We start from the raw sequence: 16718 nt of genomic DNA, 5'->3' as shown, positions 1-16718 counted from the left end.
CTTATTTCCTGACCGTGACCGGCTTGCCCTCGTATGCGACCACCTTGTCGGCAGCATCGAAATCATCCGAACTCGATACGCCGCCCTTGATGAAGCGCAGCTTGAACTGGCGCTTGGCCACCATGCCCTTGTACTGTCCCACGCGCTCGCCGATGGTGACCACGCCGGTCTTGTCGTTGTAGCTCAACGGGATACGGCTGAACTCTCCGCGCAGGTAGGCATTGCTCACGCCATCATCCTCATAGAGACTGAACTTGCCGTCGGCGCCGGTGTAGATGTTGAGGGTGATTGGCGCATCCGGCTTCTCATCCACATACTGAGTCACTGGCCCCAATGGCAGTATCGAGCCGGCCTTCACCAGCAGCGGCATGCGGGTCTCCGGCGCCTTGATCGCGGCGGTGCTGCCGCCCTTGTGCACTTCGCCGGTGTAGAAGTCGTACCAGCTCGCGCCCTTGGGCATGTAGACGTTGCGTTCGCGCGCACCGTACACGTACACCGGCGCCACCATCAGGTTATGCCCGAACAGGTACTGGTCCTTGATGTCCTTGACCGCCTCGTCGTTCGGGAAGTCCATCACCAGGCCGCGCATGATCGAGCCGGATTCATAGTGGATATCGGCTGCGGCCGAGTAAATATAAGGCATCATGCGATAGCGCAGCTTGTCGTACCAGACCATCGAATCGCGCATCGGCGAACCTTCCGGTGCGATCTCGTGGATCTCGCGCTTCACCACCTCGCCGTGGGAGCGGAACAGCGGCGAGAATGCGCCGAACTGGAACCAGCGCAGATTCAGCTCGCGCCATTCCTTCATGTCTTCCTCGGTACCCTTGGCCGCGCCGGTGACGCGGTTCTCCTGTGCCGAACCGACCGCGCCGACCTGGTAGCGCGTCTCCTGCGCGTAGCCGCCGATATCGTGCGTCCAGTTCGGAATGCCCGACATCGAAATGCTGACGCCAGCCGAAATCTGATCGTACAGGTTGTTCCAGCGGCTGGCCGTATCGCCGCTCCACACGGCGGTGGCGTTGCGCTGGATGCCGGCGAAACCGGAACGGGACAGGATGAACTGGCGCTTGTCCGGCTGGTCGCGCTTCAGGCCCTGGTAGAAGCCTTCGGTATGCGCCAGACTATACGGATTGAAGGTGATCTCGCCGGCGCCATACACGGTGGGCCCGATCAGCTTCTTGAAGTCCTCCGGACGGGAATTGGACAACACGTCCGCCTCGGTGTTATCCATCCACCAGGCGTCGAAGCCAAGGTCGATCAGCTTCGGCTTCATCTGACGATAGTAGATGTCGCGCGCCTCCTGAGTGTATGGATCGTAGTGGCTGTTCTTGTAGCCTGGGCCTACCCAGTCAAGCGCGCCGTCTTCGACGTTCTTGGTCCACATGTGGCCCTTGGCTGCAAGCTCCTTGTAGTTGTCGGTGTTCGAATAGAACTTGCCCCAGATCGAAATCATCACCCGCGCATGGGCCTTGTGGGCCTCGTCCAGCATCCCCTTCGGATCCGGGAAACGCGCCTTGTCGAAATCGTGCGAGCCCCACTGGTCCTGCGGCCAGTAGAACCAGTCCTGCACCATGTTATCCACCGGCCAGCCCTGCTTGCGGTACTCGCGCAGAACGCCCAGCAGCTGCTCCTGCGTTTCGTAGCGCTGGCGCGACTGCCAGAAGCCGTAGGCCCACTTCGGCATCATAGGCGCCTGGCCGGTCAGGTGGCGGTAGCCGGCGATGACCTTGTCCATGCTGTCGCCGTTGATGACGTAGTAGTTGATGCTCTGCGCGACTTCCGACGAGAAGGTCAGCGAATGGCGTTCCGGCTCGGGCAACGGATCGTTGTGCGTGATGGCGACCATGCCGCCGGACGGCTTCCACTCCAAATGCAGCTTGACCGGCTTGCCGGCCTCGAACTTCACCTCGAAATTGTGATACCACGGATTCCAGCCCTGGCGCCACACGTCCATCACCTGCTTGCCGTCGATCGACAGCGTCGCGTAGTCCGACGAATACAGCTGCATCTTGTGCACGCCCGGCTTATCGGAGCTCAGCGTCGCATCCCAAACCACCTTGACGTCGTTGAGCGTCTTCGGATCGCCCAGTTCCTTCGGCCAGTTCTCGGCCACGTCCTTCAGGTACTGGTAGGCGATGTCCTTCTCGTGGCGCGTCAACGCCAGCTTGCCGCCGACGTAGTAGCGCGCCGTCAGGCCGCCGGCCTTGCCCTCGTCGTCGACCAGTTTCAGGTCGCGCACCATCGGGCCATACGGCTTGGCGTCGCCGAAGCGCGAGATCGAATTGTTATCCCATAAAACGCCGTAGTTCTTGTCCGAGACCACGAACGGCACGGCGATCGCCATGTTGTGCTGCATGAGCAGCACGTCCTCGCCGTTCAGGTTCATCTGCGCGTTCTGGTGCTGGCCCAGGCCGTAGTAGGCGTCCCTGGTGCCGTGGTTGAAGCCTTCCTTGACCGCCATGAACGGCTTGCCGCCGATATCGACCGGCGCCATGTTCTCCGACGCCTGGCTCAGGAAAGCCTTGCCGGCCGCGTTGAAGAACTGGACCTGCCCGGTCGCCAGCGACACCGCCACCGACATCTTCTTCGCCTTCAGCGTGATCTTGTCCTTGCCAGATGCCGCAACGCTGAAGGTACCGCTAACAGGAGCGGCCACCGTCATCAGCGACGGCGTGAGTTCCTTGCCCGACCGGTCGAGCTTCACGACGTGGATGATGTTGTCGGCCATAACCTCAAGGCGCACCTCTTTCGCCGCACCCGAATCGGGCTTGACCACCACGCCGGTGGCGGTCTTCTCAAACGTGCCGGCCAAGGCCTGGCCCGACACCATCACCGCCAGGCACGACGCCGCAGGCACCATCGATTTGAATCGCATTTAATCTCCGTATTTTTAGTAGGTACCCAGTTTGACCTTGAGAACCACCGGATTGCCGGTCAGGTTCAAGCCGTAATCTGTCTGGTCGCCGTTCCAGTTGCGCTCCATGATCCATTTGCCGGACGGGTCGAAGTGTCCCTCTTCCACGCGCGCCAGCATGGACGGCTTGCCATCGCGGCTGGCGAAGCTCACGCGCGCGTGCTGCCCCACCACGATAAATTCGTTGTCGCCGGTCTGCGCGATCGACACGCCGCCGTTGGGTTGCTCTGTGTCCGCCGGCAGATCCTTAACCTTGGCCAGCCAGTCGGCATCGCCGAACTGCCACATGCGGAAGCTGACGGTGGCCGTCCAGTTCTTCATCGCGACGGTCTGCGGCTTGCGGTCATCGCCCTCGGCCACGCCGTAGGTGCGGCCTTCAAACGCCCACTTGGCCCATTGGCGCTCCATCGGCCGGAAGGCTGCGTAGATTTTCCCGAACGGCGCGACCATCGTCTTGTCGGTCGCCTTGGAGCCCAAGGGGAAGTTGCTGTAGTCAGCGTAGTCGATGCCGAACGGCGAGAACGCCAGCGAGCCGCGTCCCAGCACCAGATAGGCGTAGCGCACATACTGCGGCGCGTTGCTCATCTCCGGCACCATCAGCGCATTGTCGGCGCGTTGGAAGCGGTCCAGCGTGGCGTGGAACTTGTTCGACTCCGGCGCGTAGACATCCGGCGCGGCCAGGTCGATATGCGGCGCGGCGGCCTTGTAGATATCGATGACGTCGAAGGTCGGCCCGCCGCTGGAGAAGTTGCCCTTCCACGGCATCACCGGCGACTCCAGCGGATCGCGCAGCGCGTTGTTGACGTACATCGGCAGGTTGTAGACGGCGCGGCCGGCCTTGGCGATTTCCTCGATATAGCTGGCGATGGAATAGGCATGGAAGTATTCGTCGGCGTAATCGCCGTAGACCTGCTTCCAGCTGCCGCTGGCAGCCAGCGCCACCGGCGATTTTTTATGATCCAGCACGGCCTGCGGCACGTTCTGCTCGAACGCGGCCTGCGCCTTGGGCGCGAAGTCGCGCACGAAGCCGTAGGTGCCAACCTCGTTCTCGACCTGCATCATGATGACGGTGCGCTGCGCCGAATCGGCTTTCTTGATGTGCTCCATCAGCGCCACAAAGGCCTTTTTATCGGCCTTCATCGTTTCCTCGCTGTTCGGCGACAGGCAGTAGATAGTCTTGCCGTCCTTGTCCACCATGCGCGGGAAACGCTGGTTATTAAACTTGACCCACTCCGGCGTGTACTGCGGGCCGGTGTTCTTCCAGGTGCCGAACCACAGCAGCACCAGGCGCACCTTGTGCTCGCGCGCCTGCGCCAGCAAGGTGTCGACATAACTGAAATCGAATTTCCCTTCGACCGGCTCGATCTGCTCCCAGGCCACGGGAATCTCGACGGTGTTGGCGTTCATGTCTTTGATGGCTGGCCACACTTTGTTCAGCGCCAGCGGATAATTGCTGGAGTTGTGCACCTGCGCGCCGAACATCACAAACGGCGCGCCATCGACCATCAGGGCGTAGCGGCCGTCCTTCTTCACAAGCTGCGGCAGATCGGCAGCCGCCGCGCCAGTTGCGGCCAGGGCCGCGAAACTCAAAACGGAGAAAAACTGGCGGGCGGTATGCTTCATCTTGTCAAAGCCTTTCGTAGTTTAGAAGTCGTAGCTCAGTTTTGCGACCACACGGCGGCCGGTCTTGAACCATGCACGTCCCATCATACCGGTCGATTGCTGCATCAGCTGCTTGTAGGTCGAATCGGTCAGGTTCTGCGCTTCCAGGCCGAGTTGCACCTTGTCGCTGAATTTGTAGAACACCGACGCATCCAGCTGGCCGTATGAATCCGACCAGGTAGGCAGCGCCCACGCTACATTGGTCTGGCCGTAGGTCGGGCTGGCCGGATTGCTATCCAGGCCATCCCCGCCCTTGGTGCCGTTGACGTTCACGCCTTGCAGCGACTTGGAGCGCCAGTTGTACGCCAGTCGTGCCGACACCGGGCCTTTGTCGTACAACAGCGCCAGATTGTACGATTGACGCGACAGGTTTTCCAGCGGCAGGTTGCCGAAGGTGGTGCCGTTGGTGTCGCAGCCGTTCAGGTTCAGGTTGACGTTGGTGGCGCTGTCGCCGCCGGTGCAGTATTTCGAGTAGACCGGGTTATACAGATCGCGCTTGCTGTCGACGAAGGTGAAGTTGGCTTGCATGCCAAGGCCGGACCATGCGCCAGGCAGCTTGTCGAAGTACTGCTGGAAGGCCAGCTCCACGCCACGCGCATGGCCCTTGGCGCCGTTGATCGGACCAGTCACGGTGAAGTTCTGAGGCTTGCCGCTGGTGTCGGTCAACTGGTAGTTGTACACCTGATTGATGATGATGTCTTTCAGGCTCTTGTTGAACACCGCTGCGGTGAACGAACCAGTCGGCGCGAAGTACCACTCCATCGTCAGGTCGATCTGCTTGGAGGTAGTCGGACGCAGATTGGGGTTGCCCGATCCGGTGCCGCTCTGATTCAAGCTGTTGATGGTGGTGACACCGTTCTTGGTCGTCGAATCGGCCGTCTGCGACAGCGTGGTGTAAGCCTGCAGCTGGCTGAAGTCGGGACGGGACAATGCCGATGCAGCGGCAAAGCGGAACTGCAGCGTATCGGATGCCTTCAAGCGCAGGTTCAGGCTAGGCAGGAAATTGTGATAGCTGTTGTCGAAATCCTGCGCCTTCGAGAACGGAGCGATGACCGGAACCGGCACACCCTGGGTGGCGCCGGTCGGCGCGGTCGAGCTGAACACGGTGTAGCCGTGCGCGGTCGAATCGGTTTGCACGTAACGCAGGCCGATGTTACCGTCCACCGGATATTTCAGGTTGTCCCAGCCGAAGCGCAACTGGCCGTACAGCGCCTTGGTTTTTTCCGTCTGATCGTTGGTGCCGGCGGGATCGGTGCCGAAGCTGGCCGGCGTCCATGGCGAGCAGGTATTGCCCTTCTCCGCGCACAGGATGTCGTGGTAGGTATGCAGCGCGGCGTAGGAACTCGGATAGCCCTGCGCCAGCGAGACGTTCGGGAACACCACCGACGGCACCGACACGCCGCCATTGAAGAAGTTATCGAAGCTGTGCAGATTGGTATTGCCGGCGAAGCGGGGATCGCCAAGGTAGGCCAGGTGCGAAATCTCGCCCTGCCATGGCTGGGTGATCGGCGACCAGTTGTAGTCAGGGTTGGATTTCACCGTCGTCGCCGAACGATCCGTCAGGCGCACGCCGAAGCGCACATCGCGCAGCACCGGATGATCGAAGTCGTATTTGACGTCGGTCTTCCACGCGGTTTCATCGGCCTTGCTGCGGTCCAGGTGTTCCATCGTGAACGCCCAGTAGTAGTTGTTCGGGTTCGCCAGGTAGGCGCGATCCGACGCATCGAAGATCAGCTTGGGCACGCTGCCGGTCAGGTCCAGCTGCTCCTTCGGCATCTGCACACCGGTCGCCACGGTCGAATCGAAGCTGTTGGTCTTGGCCTTGATGTGCTGCAGATCGGTGGTGACGGTCCAGCTGTCATGGCGCCAGCGCAGGTTCCACGACAGGTCGGTGGTGTCGGACTTGCGGTTGGCGGCGCGGGTGTCGTCGCCGAAATTGATGCCGGCGCCGGTGGAATCGGTCAGCGTGCCGGTCATCAGCGCACCGTGCGAATCAAAAGTCGAATTCGGCGAGAGGCGGATGTTGTACGGGCTCGATTGCGCGAAGATCGCCTGCTCGTCCCACTTCATCTCGTACTTCGATTTGAAGTAGGTCAGGGAACTGGACCAGTCGTCCTTCTTCCATTGCAGCGCGCCGTAGGCGCCTTCGCGTTTGCGGTTGAATTCCAGCGTGCGCCATTGCGCGCCCTTCGGTGCGTAGACCGGGTTGCCGCTTGCGTCTTTCAACGGGTAGTATGGCTCGACCTGGAAGGCGTCGGTGCGGGTGGCGCTTTCCGAGTAGGCCAGGTCCAGCAAGGCGCCGATTTCACCGGCCGGGGTTTTCCAGCGGTTGGAGACCAGGCCGGAATACGATGGCGAGGTCTTGCCCTTCTTCAGTTCCGACCAGGTGCGGTCGGCCGAGACGGCGGCCTTGAAGCCCTTGTAATCGAACGGCATCGCGGTGCGCAGGTTAACCAGGCCGCCGACGGCGCCTTCGATCTGCTCGGCCGACGGGTTCTTGTAGATGTCGACGCCGGCCACCAGCTCTGGCGGCACGTCTTCAAAGTTCAGCGAACGGCCGCCGTTGGCGGAGAACGAATCGCGGCCATTGAGCTCGGAACGCACGTAGCTCAAGCCTCGGATCGACACGCCCGAGCCTTCGACCGAGAAGTGCTCCGGGTCGCCCTTGGCCATGGTGCGGTCGATGGTCACGCCCACGATGCGCTGCAACACCTCCGTCACCGAACGATCCGGCAGTTTGCCGATATCGTCGGCGACGATGGAATCGACGATTTCGTCGGAATTCTGCTTGATCTTCTGCGCCGACTGCAGCGCTGCGCGCTGGCCGGTCACGATCACCGTCGCGCCGGTGTCGGTTGCAGGAGCGGTCTGCGCGATCGCCATGGACGCCATCTGGGCCAGGCCCAACGCGATCGCCGTTTTCTTGAACTGTTTCATTTACACTCTCCGGGGTTGTGCGAGTTATTCACGGCTCTTTGGCCATTTACTATTTATGTGTTTAGTGTTTGTAGTGCCGGTTTGAAAAATCGTCAGGCGAACGGGCCCACTGGCGCTGAATAGCGCAGAATTGTGATGTTCATTTGATAGTGTCTCGCTCTTGGTTTTTTATCGTTATGGCTTACTAGCGGGGCGCCAGGTCATACGATGTTATAGAACCATTTTGCAAGTTACGACTGCGAGCCGCAATTGCGAAATTCACCAAGCCGGCGAATGATAATGAGCAAGCGGCGCGGTTCGGCATGGCGAACCGCGCTAGAAAAAACATCAGCGGCGGCCAGAGCGCGTCGCCACATCGACCCACACGGCCAGCGTCAGGATGCAGCCCTTGACGATCATCTGCCAGTAGGTGTCCACGTCCAGCATGGACATGCCGTTATCCAGGCTGGCCATCACCAGCGCGCCGATCAAGGCGCCATAGACGGTGCCTGAGCCGCCGCGCATCGACGTGCCGCCGATGAAGCAGGCCGCGATGGCATCGAGCTCGCCCGAGGTGCCGGCCGAAGGCGATCCCGCCGCCAGCCGCGCCGTGTTGACCAGCCCCGCCAAAGCGCACATCAGGCCCATGATCCCGAAGATCCACAGCTTCACCGCCTGCACGTTCACGCCGGACAGGCGCGTCGCCTCCATATTGCTGCCCACCGCGTAGATGCGGCGGCCGAACACGGTCTGCGTGGCGACGTAGCTGAAGGCGCCCAACAACACCAGCAAAAGCAGCACCGGCAGCGGTATGCCCTCGTAGCTGTTCAGGGTCCGCACGAAGGCAAACAGCACCGCGCCGATGGCGGCCAGGCGCACGCCGTCGCGCCACAGCGGCGGCACCGGCAGGCCGTGGCGGCCCAGGTTCAGGCGCTGCCGCCAGGTCAGCACGGCGGCCAGCGCGAACAGCGCCACGCCCAGCGTCACGCCCAGTTCCGGCGACAGATAGCCCTGCCCCACCTGCACCATCGCCTCCGACACCGGCGCCACCGTCACGCCGTCCGTCACGCCAAGCACGATGCCGCGATAGGCCAGCATGCCACCCAGGCCCACAATGAAGGACGGGATGCCCTTGTATGCCGTCAGGTAGCCGTTGAACAGGCCAAGCAGCAGGCCGCAGGCCAGCACCGCCGCCACCGTCGCGGGCAGCGGCATGTGGTGCGTTACGTCGAGCACCGCCGCCACGCCACCCAAAAGGCCAAGCAGCGAGCCAACCGACAGGTCGATTTCGCCGGAGATGATGACGAAGGCCATGCCGCAGGCCACCACGCCGGTCACCGACATTTGCCGCATCAGGTTCGACAGGTTGCGCGCCGAGATGAAGCCGCCCTCCGTCTTCCAGCTGAAGAAACTCCAGATGATGGCGATGGCGATCAGCAGCGCCAGGATTTTGTACTGGGTGAACAGCTGTTTGAGTTTGTTGGTTTGCATAGGGTTCCAAAAACGCTTCACGAGTGGTCGAGCGCCGCGGACAGCAGCATTTCCTGGGTCAGGTCCCGGTTGACGAAGTCTCCGCGCAGCTGGCCTTCACCCATCACCAGCACGCGGTCGGACACGCCCAGCACCTCGGCCAGCTCGGACGACACCATGATGATGGACACGCCCTGGCTGGCCAGTTCCAGCATCAGCTTGTAGATCTCGTACTTGGCGCCGACGTCCACGCCGCGTGTGGGTTCGTCGAGGATCAGCACCTTGGGCCGCGTCAGCAGCATCTTGGACAGCACCGCCTTCTGCTGGTTGCCGCCAGAGAGCGAGGTAATCGGCAGGAAGGGACTGGCCGTCTTCAGGCCCAGGCGCGCGATCTCCTCGCCGACGGTTTTCAGCTCGGCCTCGCGGTCGATGCGGGTGAAGCGCGCGTAGCGGCCCAGCACCGCCAGCGTGATGTTCTGGCCCACGTCCAGGTCGCGGACGATGCCGTGCTGCTTGCGGTCCTCCGGCACCAGCGCCAGTCCGGCGCGGATGGCCTTGAGCGGCGTGCGGGTATCGATCTTCTCCCCGTTGAGCCATACCTCGGCCTCGCTGCGGCCGGTGTAGGCGCCGAACAGCGCCGACACCAGCTCCGTGCGGCCCGCGCCCACCAGCCCCGCGATGCCAAGGATCTCGCCACGGCGCAGCGTGAAGGAGACGTTGTCCACCTTCCTGCGGTCGGGCTTTTCGGTGTCGTAGCAGATCACGTTGCGGGCTTCGAATATCACCTCGCCCTGCGTGCGTTCCAGCTTGGGATACAGCTGGTTCATCTCGCGCCCCACCATCTGGGAAATGATCTGCCGCACATCCATCTGCTGCATCGGCGTGGTGGCGATATGCTTGCCGTCGCGGATGACGACGATGGTGTCGCAGATCGCCTCCACCTCATCGAGCTTGTGCGAGATGTAGACGCAGGCTACGCCCTTGGCTTTCAGGCCGCGGATGATATCGAGCAGCACCTCGATTTCCGACGCCGTCAGCGACGACGACGGTTCGTCCAGGATCAGCAGGCGCGCGTTCTTGTTGAGCGCCTTGGCGATTTCGATCAGCTGCTGATGGCCGCCGCCGTAGTTCATCACCGGCAGCACCACATTGACGTCGTTGAGTTTGAGTTCCTTGAGCAGCGTCTCGGCGCGCCGGTTCATGGCCGGATAATCCATGCGGCCGCCGGGCAGCGTGATCTCGTTGCCGAGGAATAGATTTTCCGTCACCGACAGTTCGGGCACCAGCATCAGCTCCTGGTGGATGATGACGATGCCCGCCGCCTCGCTCTCGCGTATCGATTGCGCGCGCAGCGGCTGGCCGTCCATCAGGATCTCGCCGTCCCAGGTGCCGTGCGGGTAGACGGCGGACAGCACTTTCATCAGCGTGGATTTGCCTGCGCCGTTCTCGCCGCACAAGCCGATGCACTCGCCGGGGCGGACTTGCAGGTCGATGCCGTCGAGCGCAGGAACGCCGCCGAACTTCTTGACGATGCCCTTCATTTCCAGCAGATAGGCGGACATGCGGTATCTCGCCGCTTACTTGGCCGCGAGCTGCGCTTTGGTGTAGAACCCGTCCGTCACCACCAGATCGATATTCGCCTTGGTCAGCATGGTCGGTTTCAGCAGCAGCGTGCTGACCTGCTTGAAGCCGTTCTGATACTCCGCGTTGTAAGCCGGCTTCTCGTTACGCACCAGCTGAATCGACAACTTGGCCGCCTCGGAAGCGATCAGCTTCAACGGCTTGTAGACCGTCATGGTCTGCGACCCGGCGATCACCCGCCGCACCGCCGCCAGGTCCGCGTCCTGCCCGGACACGGCCACCTTGCCATCGAGCTTTTGCGAAGCCAGCGCCTGGATCGCGCCGCCGGCGGTGGCGTCGTTCGACGCGACCACCGCATCGAGCTTGTTGCCGTTGGCCGTCAGCGCATTCTCGACGATGGACATGGCCTCGGAAGGACTCCAGTCCTTGACCCACTGCTTGCCCACCACCTTGATGTCGCCCTTGTCGATCAGCGGCTGCAGCACCTTCAACTGGCCCTCGCGCAGCATCTTGGCGTTGTTGTCGGTCGGCGCGCCGCCCAGCAGATAGAAATTCCCCTTCGGCTTGACCGCCACCACACCCTGCGCCTGCATCTCGCCGACCAACTTGTTATCGAAGGAGATGTAGGCGTCGATATCGGCGTTGAGGATCAGGCGGTCGTAGGACACCACCTTGATCTTGGCCTTCTTGGCCTCGCGCACCGCGTTGTTGAGCACCGTGGCGTTGTAGGGCACGATCACCAGCACATCGACACCGCGCGAAATCAGGTTCTCGATCTGCGCGATCTGGCGCTGCTCGCTGGCGTCCGCCGACTGCACGAAGACCTTGGCGCCCTGCTGCTCGGCGGCAGCGACGAAGTAATCGCGGTCGCGCGCCCAGCGCTCCAGCCGCAGGTCGTCGATGGAAAAACCGATCTTGGGATTCTTGGCGTCCGCCATGGCGTTCCCGCCGGCGCACACCAGCATGACGGCGACTGCCGCAGCGCTCAGTATTTTCTTCATTCTTGCGGTCTCCTGTTCGTTAGGTGGATCTTTGTCCAACTAGTGATTGTGGCGCGCCTGGTTTTCGGCCACTCCGCGATATGGTACAGCCAGTTCCATGCAAGCGCCGTTTTCCATCTGCCCAACGGTGCTGCGGTAGATTTCCTGCCACGGCGTCTGGCTGGCGGGGATGGGCGGGACGCCGCCCTTCTTGCGCTCCTCCCACTCCGCCTCGCCGACCTGCACATCGCAGCGGCCCGCGTTCAGGTCCACGCGGATACGGTCGCCCGTGCGCAGCCACGCAAGGCCGCCGCCGACCGCGCTCTCCGGCGACGCGTTCAGTATCGACGGGCTGTCCGAGGTGCCGGACTGGCGGCCGTCGCCCAGCGTCGGCAGCGCGTTGATGCCGCGCTTGACCAGCGCGTCGGGCGGCTGCATGTTCACCACCTCGGCCGAACCGGGCCAGCCCACCGGGCCGGCGCCGCGTATCACCAGCATGCAGTCCTCGTCGATGTTCAGCGCCGGATCGTTGATGCGGGCGTGGTAGTCGCCGGAGCCGTCGAACACGATGGCGCGGCATTCGAAGATGTTCTCGCTGCCCGGCGTGCTCAGATAGCGGGCGCGGAAGGCGTCCGAGATCACGCTGGTTTTCATGATGGCGAAATCGAACAGGTTGCCCTTCAGGACGAAGAAACCGGCGTCCTTCTTCAGCGGCTGCTCGAACGGATAGATCACCTCGCGGTCGTGCGTCTCGCGGCCGGCCAGGTTGTCGCGCATGGAGCGGCCGGTGACGGTGGGACGGTCGGAGCGCAGCATGCCCTGCTGCTCCAGCTCCCACATGACGGCCGGCACGCCGCCGGCGCGGTGGAAGCGCTCGCCGAGGAATTTACCGGCCGGCTGCATGTTCAGCAGCAGCGGCACGGCGTGGCCGTATTCCATCCAGTCGCCAGAATGCAGCTCGACGCCGGCGTGGCGCGCCATCGCCATGATGTGCTGCTGCGCGTTGGTGGAGCCGCCGATGGCCGCGTTGACGATGATCGCGTCAAGGAAGGCTTCGCGGCTCAATATGCTGGAAGGCCTGATGTCCAGCCGCGCCATCTCGACGATGCGCCGCCCGGTCTCATACGCCATCTGCCCGCGTTCGCGGTACGGCGCGGGAATCGCCGAGCAGCCGGTCAGCGACATGCCCAGCGCCTCGGCCATCGCGTTCATGGTGGAGGCGGTGCCCATGGTGTTGCAGTGTCCCGCCGACGGCGCCGAGGCGGCGGCGATCTGCAGGAATTTGTCGTTGTCGATCTCGCCGGCGGCCAGCTGGCGCCGGCCCTTCCAGATCGCGGCGCCGGAACCCGCCAGCTCGCCTTCGAACCAGCCGTCCAGCATCGGCCCGCCGGACAGCACGATGGCGGGAATATCCACCGTCGACGCGGCCATCAGCTGCGCGGGCGTGGTCTTGTCGCAGCCGGTGGTCAGCACCACCGCGTCGATCGGATAACCGTGCAGGATTTCCACCAGCCCGAGATAGGCCAGGTTGCGGTCGATGGCGGCGGTCGGGCGGCGGCAGTTTTCAAAGATCGGATGCAGCGGGAATTCCATCGCGATGCCGCCCGCGTCGCGGATGCCGTCGCGCACGCGCTTGGCCAGCTCCAGGTGGATGCGGTTGCACGGGCTGATGTCGCTGCCGCTCTGCGCGATACCGATGACGGGACGCCCGGAGCGCAGCTCCTCCGGCGTGATCCCGTAGTTCATGAAGCGCTCCAGGTAGAGCGCCGTCATGTCGATATGGTCGGGATTATCGAACCAGTCCTGCGAGCGGTAGCGGCGTTGAGTGCTCATGCGCCGTACCAGCCTGCGTCGACGAAGTAATCGCGGCCGGTGCAGCGGCCGGCGTTGTCGGAGGCCAGGAACAGCGCCAGCGCGGCCACGTCGTCCACCTGCACGCGCTGCGGCAGGCACTGGCCGGCCAGGATGCGCGCTTCCTCTTCCGGCGTGTGCCACAACGCCTCCTGGCGCGGCGTGCGCACCGCGCCGGGGATGATGCAATTGACGCGCACATTGTGCGGGCCAAGGTCGCGCGCCAGGCCGCGCGTCATGCCTTCGATGGCCGCTTTCGCCGTCATGTACAAGGTCAGTTCCGGCAGCGCCAGGTGCCACGAGATCGAACCGAAGTTCAGGATCACGCCACCGCCGCGCTGCTGCATGCCTTCCGCGACGGCCTTGGCGCAGAAGTACTGGTGGCGCAGGTTGACGGCCATGCGCTCGTCCCAGTATTCGGGGCTGACGTCGGCCAGCTTGTGGCGGTCGTCGTTGGCCGCGTTGTTGATCAGCACATCGACCGCGCCGATGGCATTGAAGGCCGCCACCACCGCATCGAGATCGGTCAGGTCGCAGCGCACGAACACCGGCGGCGTCGCCAAGGAGCCAAGGCGGCTTTGCAGCGCCAGCGAATCCTTCTCGGCCACGTCGAGGAAGTGCACCAGCGCGCCCTGCTGCGCGAACGCCTCCACCATGCCCGCGCCTATGCCGCTGCCGCCGCCCGTGACCACCACGCGCTTGCCGGCCAGGCTGGGATAGCTCGCCTGCTGCATCTTTGCCTGCACCGGCGGCACTGCGCGCACGGCCGGCGCGCCGCGTACGCGGCCCATCAAGGCGCGCACGCCGAAGGTCCATGGCGCGATGGCGTCGCTGCGCTGCACGTGGTTCACCAGCTTGCCCAGCGACGGCGTCGAGATGCTGACACGGTCGCCCAGGTGGTGCGTGAAACCGCCGCCGGCCGTGTCGCGGTCTTTGATCGGCGAGAACATCGTGCCGAGGAAGAGCATGAAGCCGTCCGGGTATTGGTGGTGGCGCCCGCACACCTGACTCACCAGGTCCAGCGGATCGCGGCTGATCTCGCGCATGCGGCTGGCGCCGGCCAGGTGGAAGTCGTCGTCCAGCCCTTCGATCAGCATGCTCACTTCCGCGTTGCGGATGGTGTCGATGGTGAAGTGTTGGTCGAACAGGCGGATGAACGGGCCGATGGCGCAGGAGCCGTTGTTGTCCTTGGCCTTGCCCAGCAGGAGGGCGCTGCGCCCTTCGATGTCGCGCAGGTTGACGTCGTTGCCCAGGGTGGCGCCCAGCACGCGCGCCTGGCTGTTGACCGCCAGGACGATCTCCGGCTCCGGGTTGTTCCATTTCGAATCGGGATGCAGGCCCACGTCCGCGCCCTGCCCCACCGCCGACATGGGCTGCGACTTGGAGAACACCTCGGCGTCCGGGCCGATGCCCACCTCCATGTAGGGCGACCACAGGCCGCGTTCGATCAGGTCCGCCTTCAACCGCGCCGCTTCCGGCGAACCGGGACGGATGGCCGACAGGTCGGAGCCGATGATGGACTGGATTTCGGCGCGCAGGGCGCTGGCGCGGGAGGCGTCGCCGCCGGCCTGTTCCTCGATCACGCGCTCCAGCAGGCTGACCGCGAAGGTCACGCCGCACGCCTTGATCGCTTGCAGATCGCATGGCGCCAGCAGGCGCGGTGTGCCCACGCTGGCCTTGGCATCCAGCGCATGCGCCATCAGTTGCTGCACGCTGCCCAGCGGTTCGCCGGGCGCGGAGCGCGCCACGTCGAGGGCGTCGTCGCGTTCCAGCAGATCGGACATGGTGGGCGCGTGGCCGGTGATGTCGAACACCTCGCCGTTGCGCACGGCGACCACGCAAGGCCCGTTGATGACGCCATCGCGCCATACACGGCCCACCAGAACCGCCCGTTCGATATCGTCGGGCAGCATCGTATTCATATTATTTTCCAAGGTCTCTCTCTCCAGGCTGGCAAGCAAACTGCGTGGAGGATTTTGACCCTATTCACCCATGTCGGCAATTATGAAACTCACCAATCACGGTCATGTTTTACGCCGTGCGTCCGCTCAGGCGACGCTGCGCAGATCGGCCACGGCGCCGTCGCCGGCCGGCTCGCTCTCGCGCTCCTGCAGCGCGCGGTCCTGGTAGGCGCGCGGCGTGCAGCCCAGCTCCCGCTTGAACACCGCGTGCATGTACTGCACCGACGTGAAGCCGCAGCTGAGCGCCACGTCGGCGATGCTGCGCTCCCCGCGCGCCAGGATCTCGGTGGCGGCGTCCAGCTTGAAGCGCAGGATCACGTCGTGCACGCTGCAATCGAGCTCCTGGCGGAAGTACGATTCCAGCGACGAGCGCGAGATGCCGACATACTCGGCCACCTGGTGCGTTTTGATGCCCTGGCAGGCGTACTGGCGGATGAAGTGGCGCGCCCGCATCACGTGCGGGTGCTTGGGCGCCTCGTGGCGGGTCGAGGTCAGCATGTTGATGCCGACCGGCGGCACCAGGATGCGCGTGCCGCCCAGGCGCACGCCGTGCAGCATCTGGTCCAGCAGGTGGGCGGCGGTGCGCCCCATCTCCTGCGCGCCCTGCATCACGGAACTGAGCGGAATGCGGGTGAGCATGCGCGCCAGCGGATCGTTGTCGATGCCGATCAGCGCCACCTGCTCCGGCACCTCGATGCCGGCCATGATGCAGGCTTGCAGCAGCTGGCGCGCGCGGGCGTCGGTGACGGCGATGATGCCGACCGGCTTGGGCAGGCTGTGCAGCCACTTGATCTGCTGCTCCACCGCCTCGTCCCACGACGGCGCGCTGGTGCCCAGGCCGCGGTAGACGTGCGGCTCCATCTTGTCCTTGCGCATCAGCGTGCGGAAGGCGGTCTCGCGCTCCTGCGCCCAGCGGTTTTCCTGCGCCTCCGGCAGGCTGAACATCGCGAAGTTGCGCAGGCCGGCCTCGATCAGGTGGTCGTGGGCCAGCTTGATCAGCTTGAAATTGTCGGTGGCGACGTAGGGCACGGAATCCGGGTAGCTGCTGTCGTCGGCGTAGGAGCCGCCCACCGCCACCACCGGGATGCGGCTGCGGCTGAGCGCGGCGGCCACGGCGGGATCGTCGAAGTCGGCGATGATGCCGTCGCCCTGCCAGTGCTCGATGCCGGACAGGCGCAGGCGGAAGTCTTCTTCCAGGAACAGATCCCAGGAGGCGCGGGTGCTGCTCAGGTGGGCGGCGATGCCGGAAATGACCTCGCGGTCAAAGATTTTATTCGCGTTGAACAGCAACGCAATACGGTGGGACTTCATCGACATTTTCAACGACCTCAATCTCGGTACAGCACGTCTCGACACATCCTCTGCGGGATGTGCCGGGTA

At 63.8% G+C, this 16718-nt stretch carries 9 protein-coding genes; all 9 read right to left on the bottom strand.

Features of this window, described 5'->3' with window-relative positions:
- Position 1 precedes the first annotated feature (1 nt).
- Positions 2-2878, bottom strand: coding sequence for a glycoside hydrolase family 31 protein (locus tag AC07WS_RS21115; protein ID WP_494730981.1), 2877 nt, complete (start codon positions 2876-2878; stop codon positions 2-4).
- A gap of 15 nt (positions 2879-2893) precedes the next feature.
- Complete coding sequence (locus AC07WS_RS21110) at positions 2894-4540, bottom strand: GH35 family beta-galactosidase (RefSeq protein ID WP_494730980.1); 1647 nt, start codon at positions 4538-4540, stop codon at positions 2894-2896.
- 21 nt (positions 4541-4561) lie between these two features.
- Complete coding sequence (locus tag AC07WS_RS21105) at positions 4562-7516, bottom strand: TonB-dependent receptor (protein WP_494730979.1); 2955 nt, start codon at positions 7514-7516, stop codon at positions 4562-4564.
- Positions 7517-7843: 327 nt separating this feature from the next.
- Positions 7844-8986, bottom strand: coding sequence for a sugar ABC transporter permease (locus AC07WS_RS21100; protein ID WP_494730978.1), 1143 nt, complete (start codon positions 8984-8986; stop codon positions 7844-7846).
- A gap of 17 nt (positions 8987-9003) precedes the next feature.
- A complete protein-coding gene (gene xylG, locus AC07WS_RS21095) occupies positions 9004-10527 on the bottom strand; it encodes a D-xylose ABC transporter ATP-binding protein (RefSeq protein WP_494730977.1) in 1524 nt (507 codons plus the stop codon).
- A gap of 15 nt (positions 10528-10542) precedes the next feature.
- On the bottom strand, positions 10543-11547 hold the full coding sequence (gene xylF / locus AC07WS_RS21090; RefSeq protein ID WP_494730976.1) for a D-xylose ABC transporter substrate-binding protein: 1005 nt from the start codon (positions 11545-11547) through the stop codon (positions 10543-10545).
- A gap of 39 nt (positions 11548-11586) precedes the next feature.
- Complete coding sequence (locus AC07WS_RS21085; RefSeq protein WP_494730975.1) at positions 11587-13359, bottom strand: IlvD/Edd family dehydratase; 1773 nt, start codon at positions 13357-13359, stop codon at positions 11587-11589.
- A complete protein-coding gene (xylB, locus tag AC07WS_RS21080) occupies positions 13356-15299 on the bottom strand; it encodes a D-xylose 1-dehydrogenase (protein WP_494730974.1) in 1944 nt (647 codons plus the stop codon). Before xylB ends, AC07WS_RS21085 begins: the two co-directional genes overlap by 4 nt.
- 126 nt (positions 15300-15425) lie before the next feature.
- Entirely contained in the window at positions 15426-16649 is a 1224-nt protein-coding gene (locus AC07WS_RS21075) for a XylR family transcriptional regulator (protein WP_494730973.1), read from the bottom strand.
- Positions 16650-16718 lie beyond the last annotated feature (69 nt).

The sequence above is a fragment of the Duganella sp. GW821-FHT01E12 genome (assembly GCF_059422325.1).
Note: the sequence above shows the minus strand (reverse complement) of the source record. Positions and strands in the feature narration are given on the sequence as shown.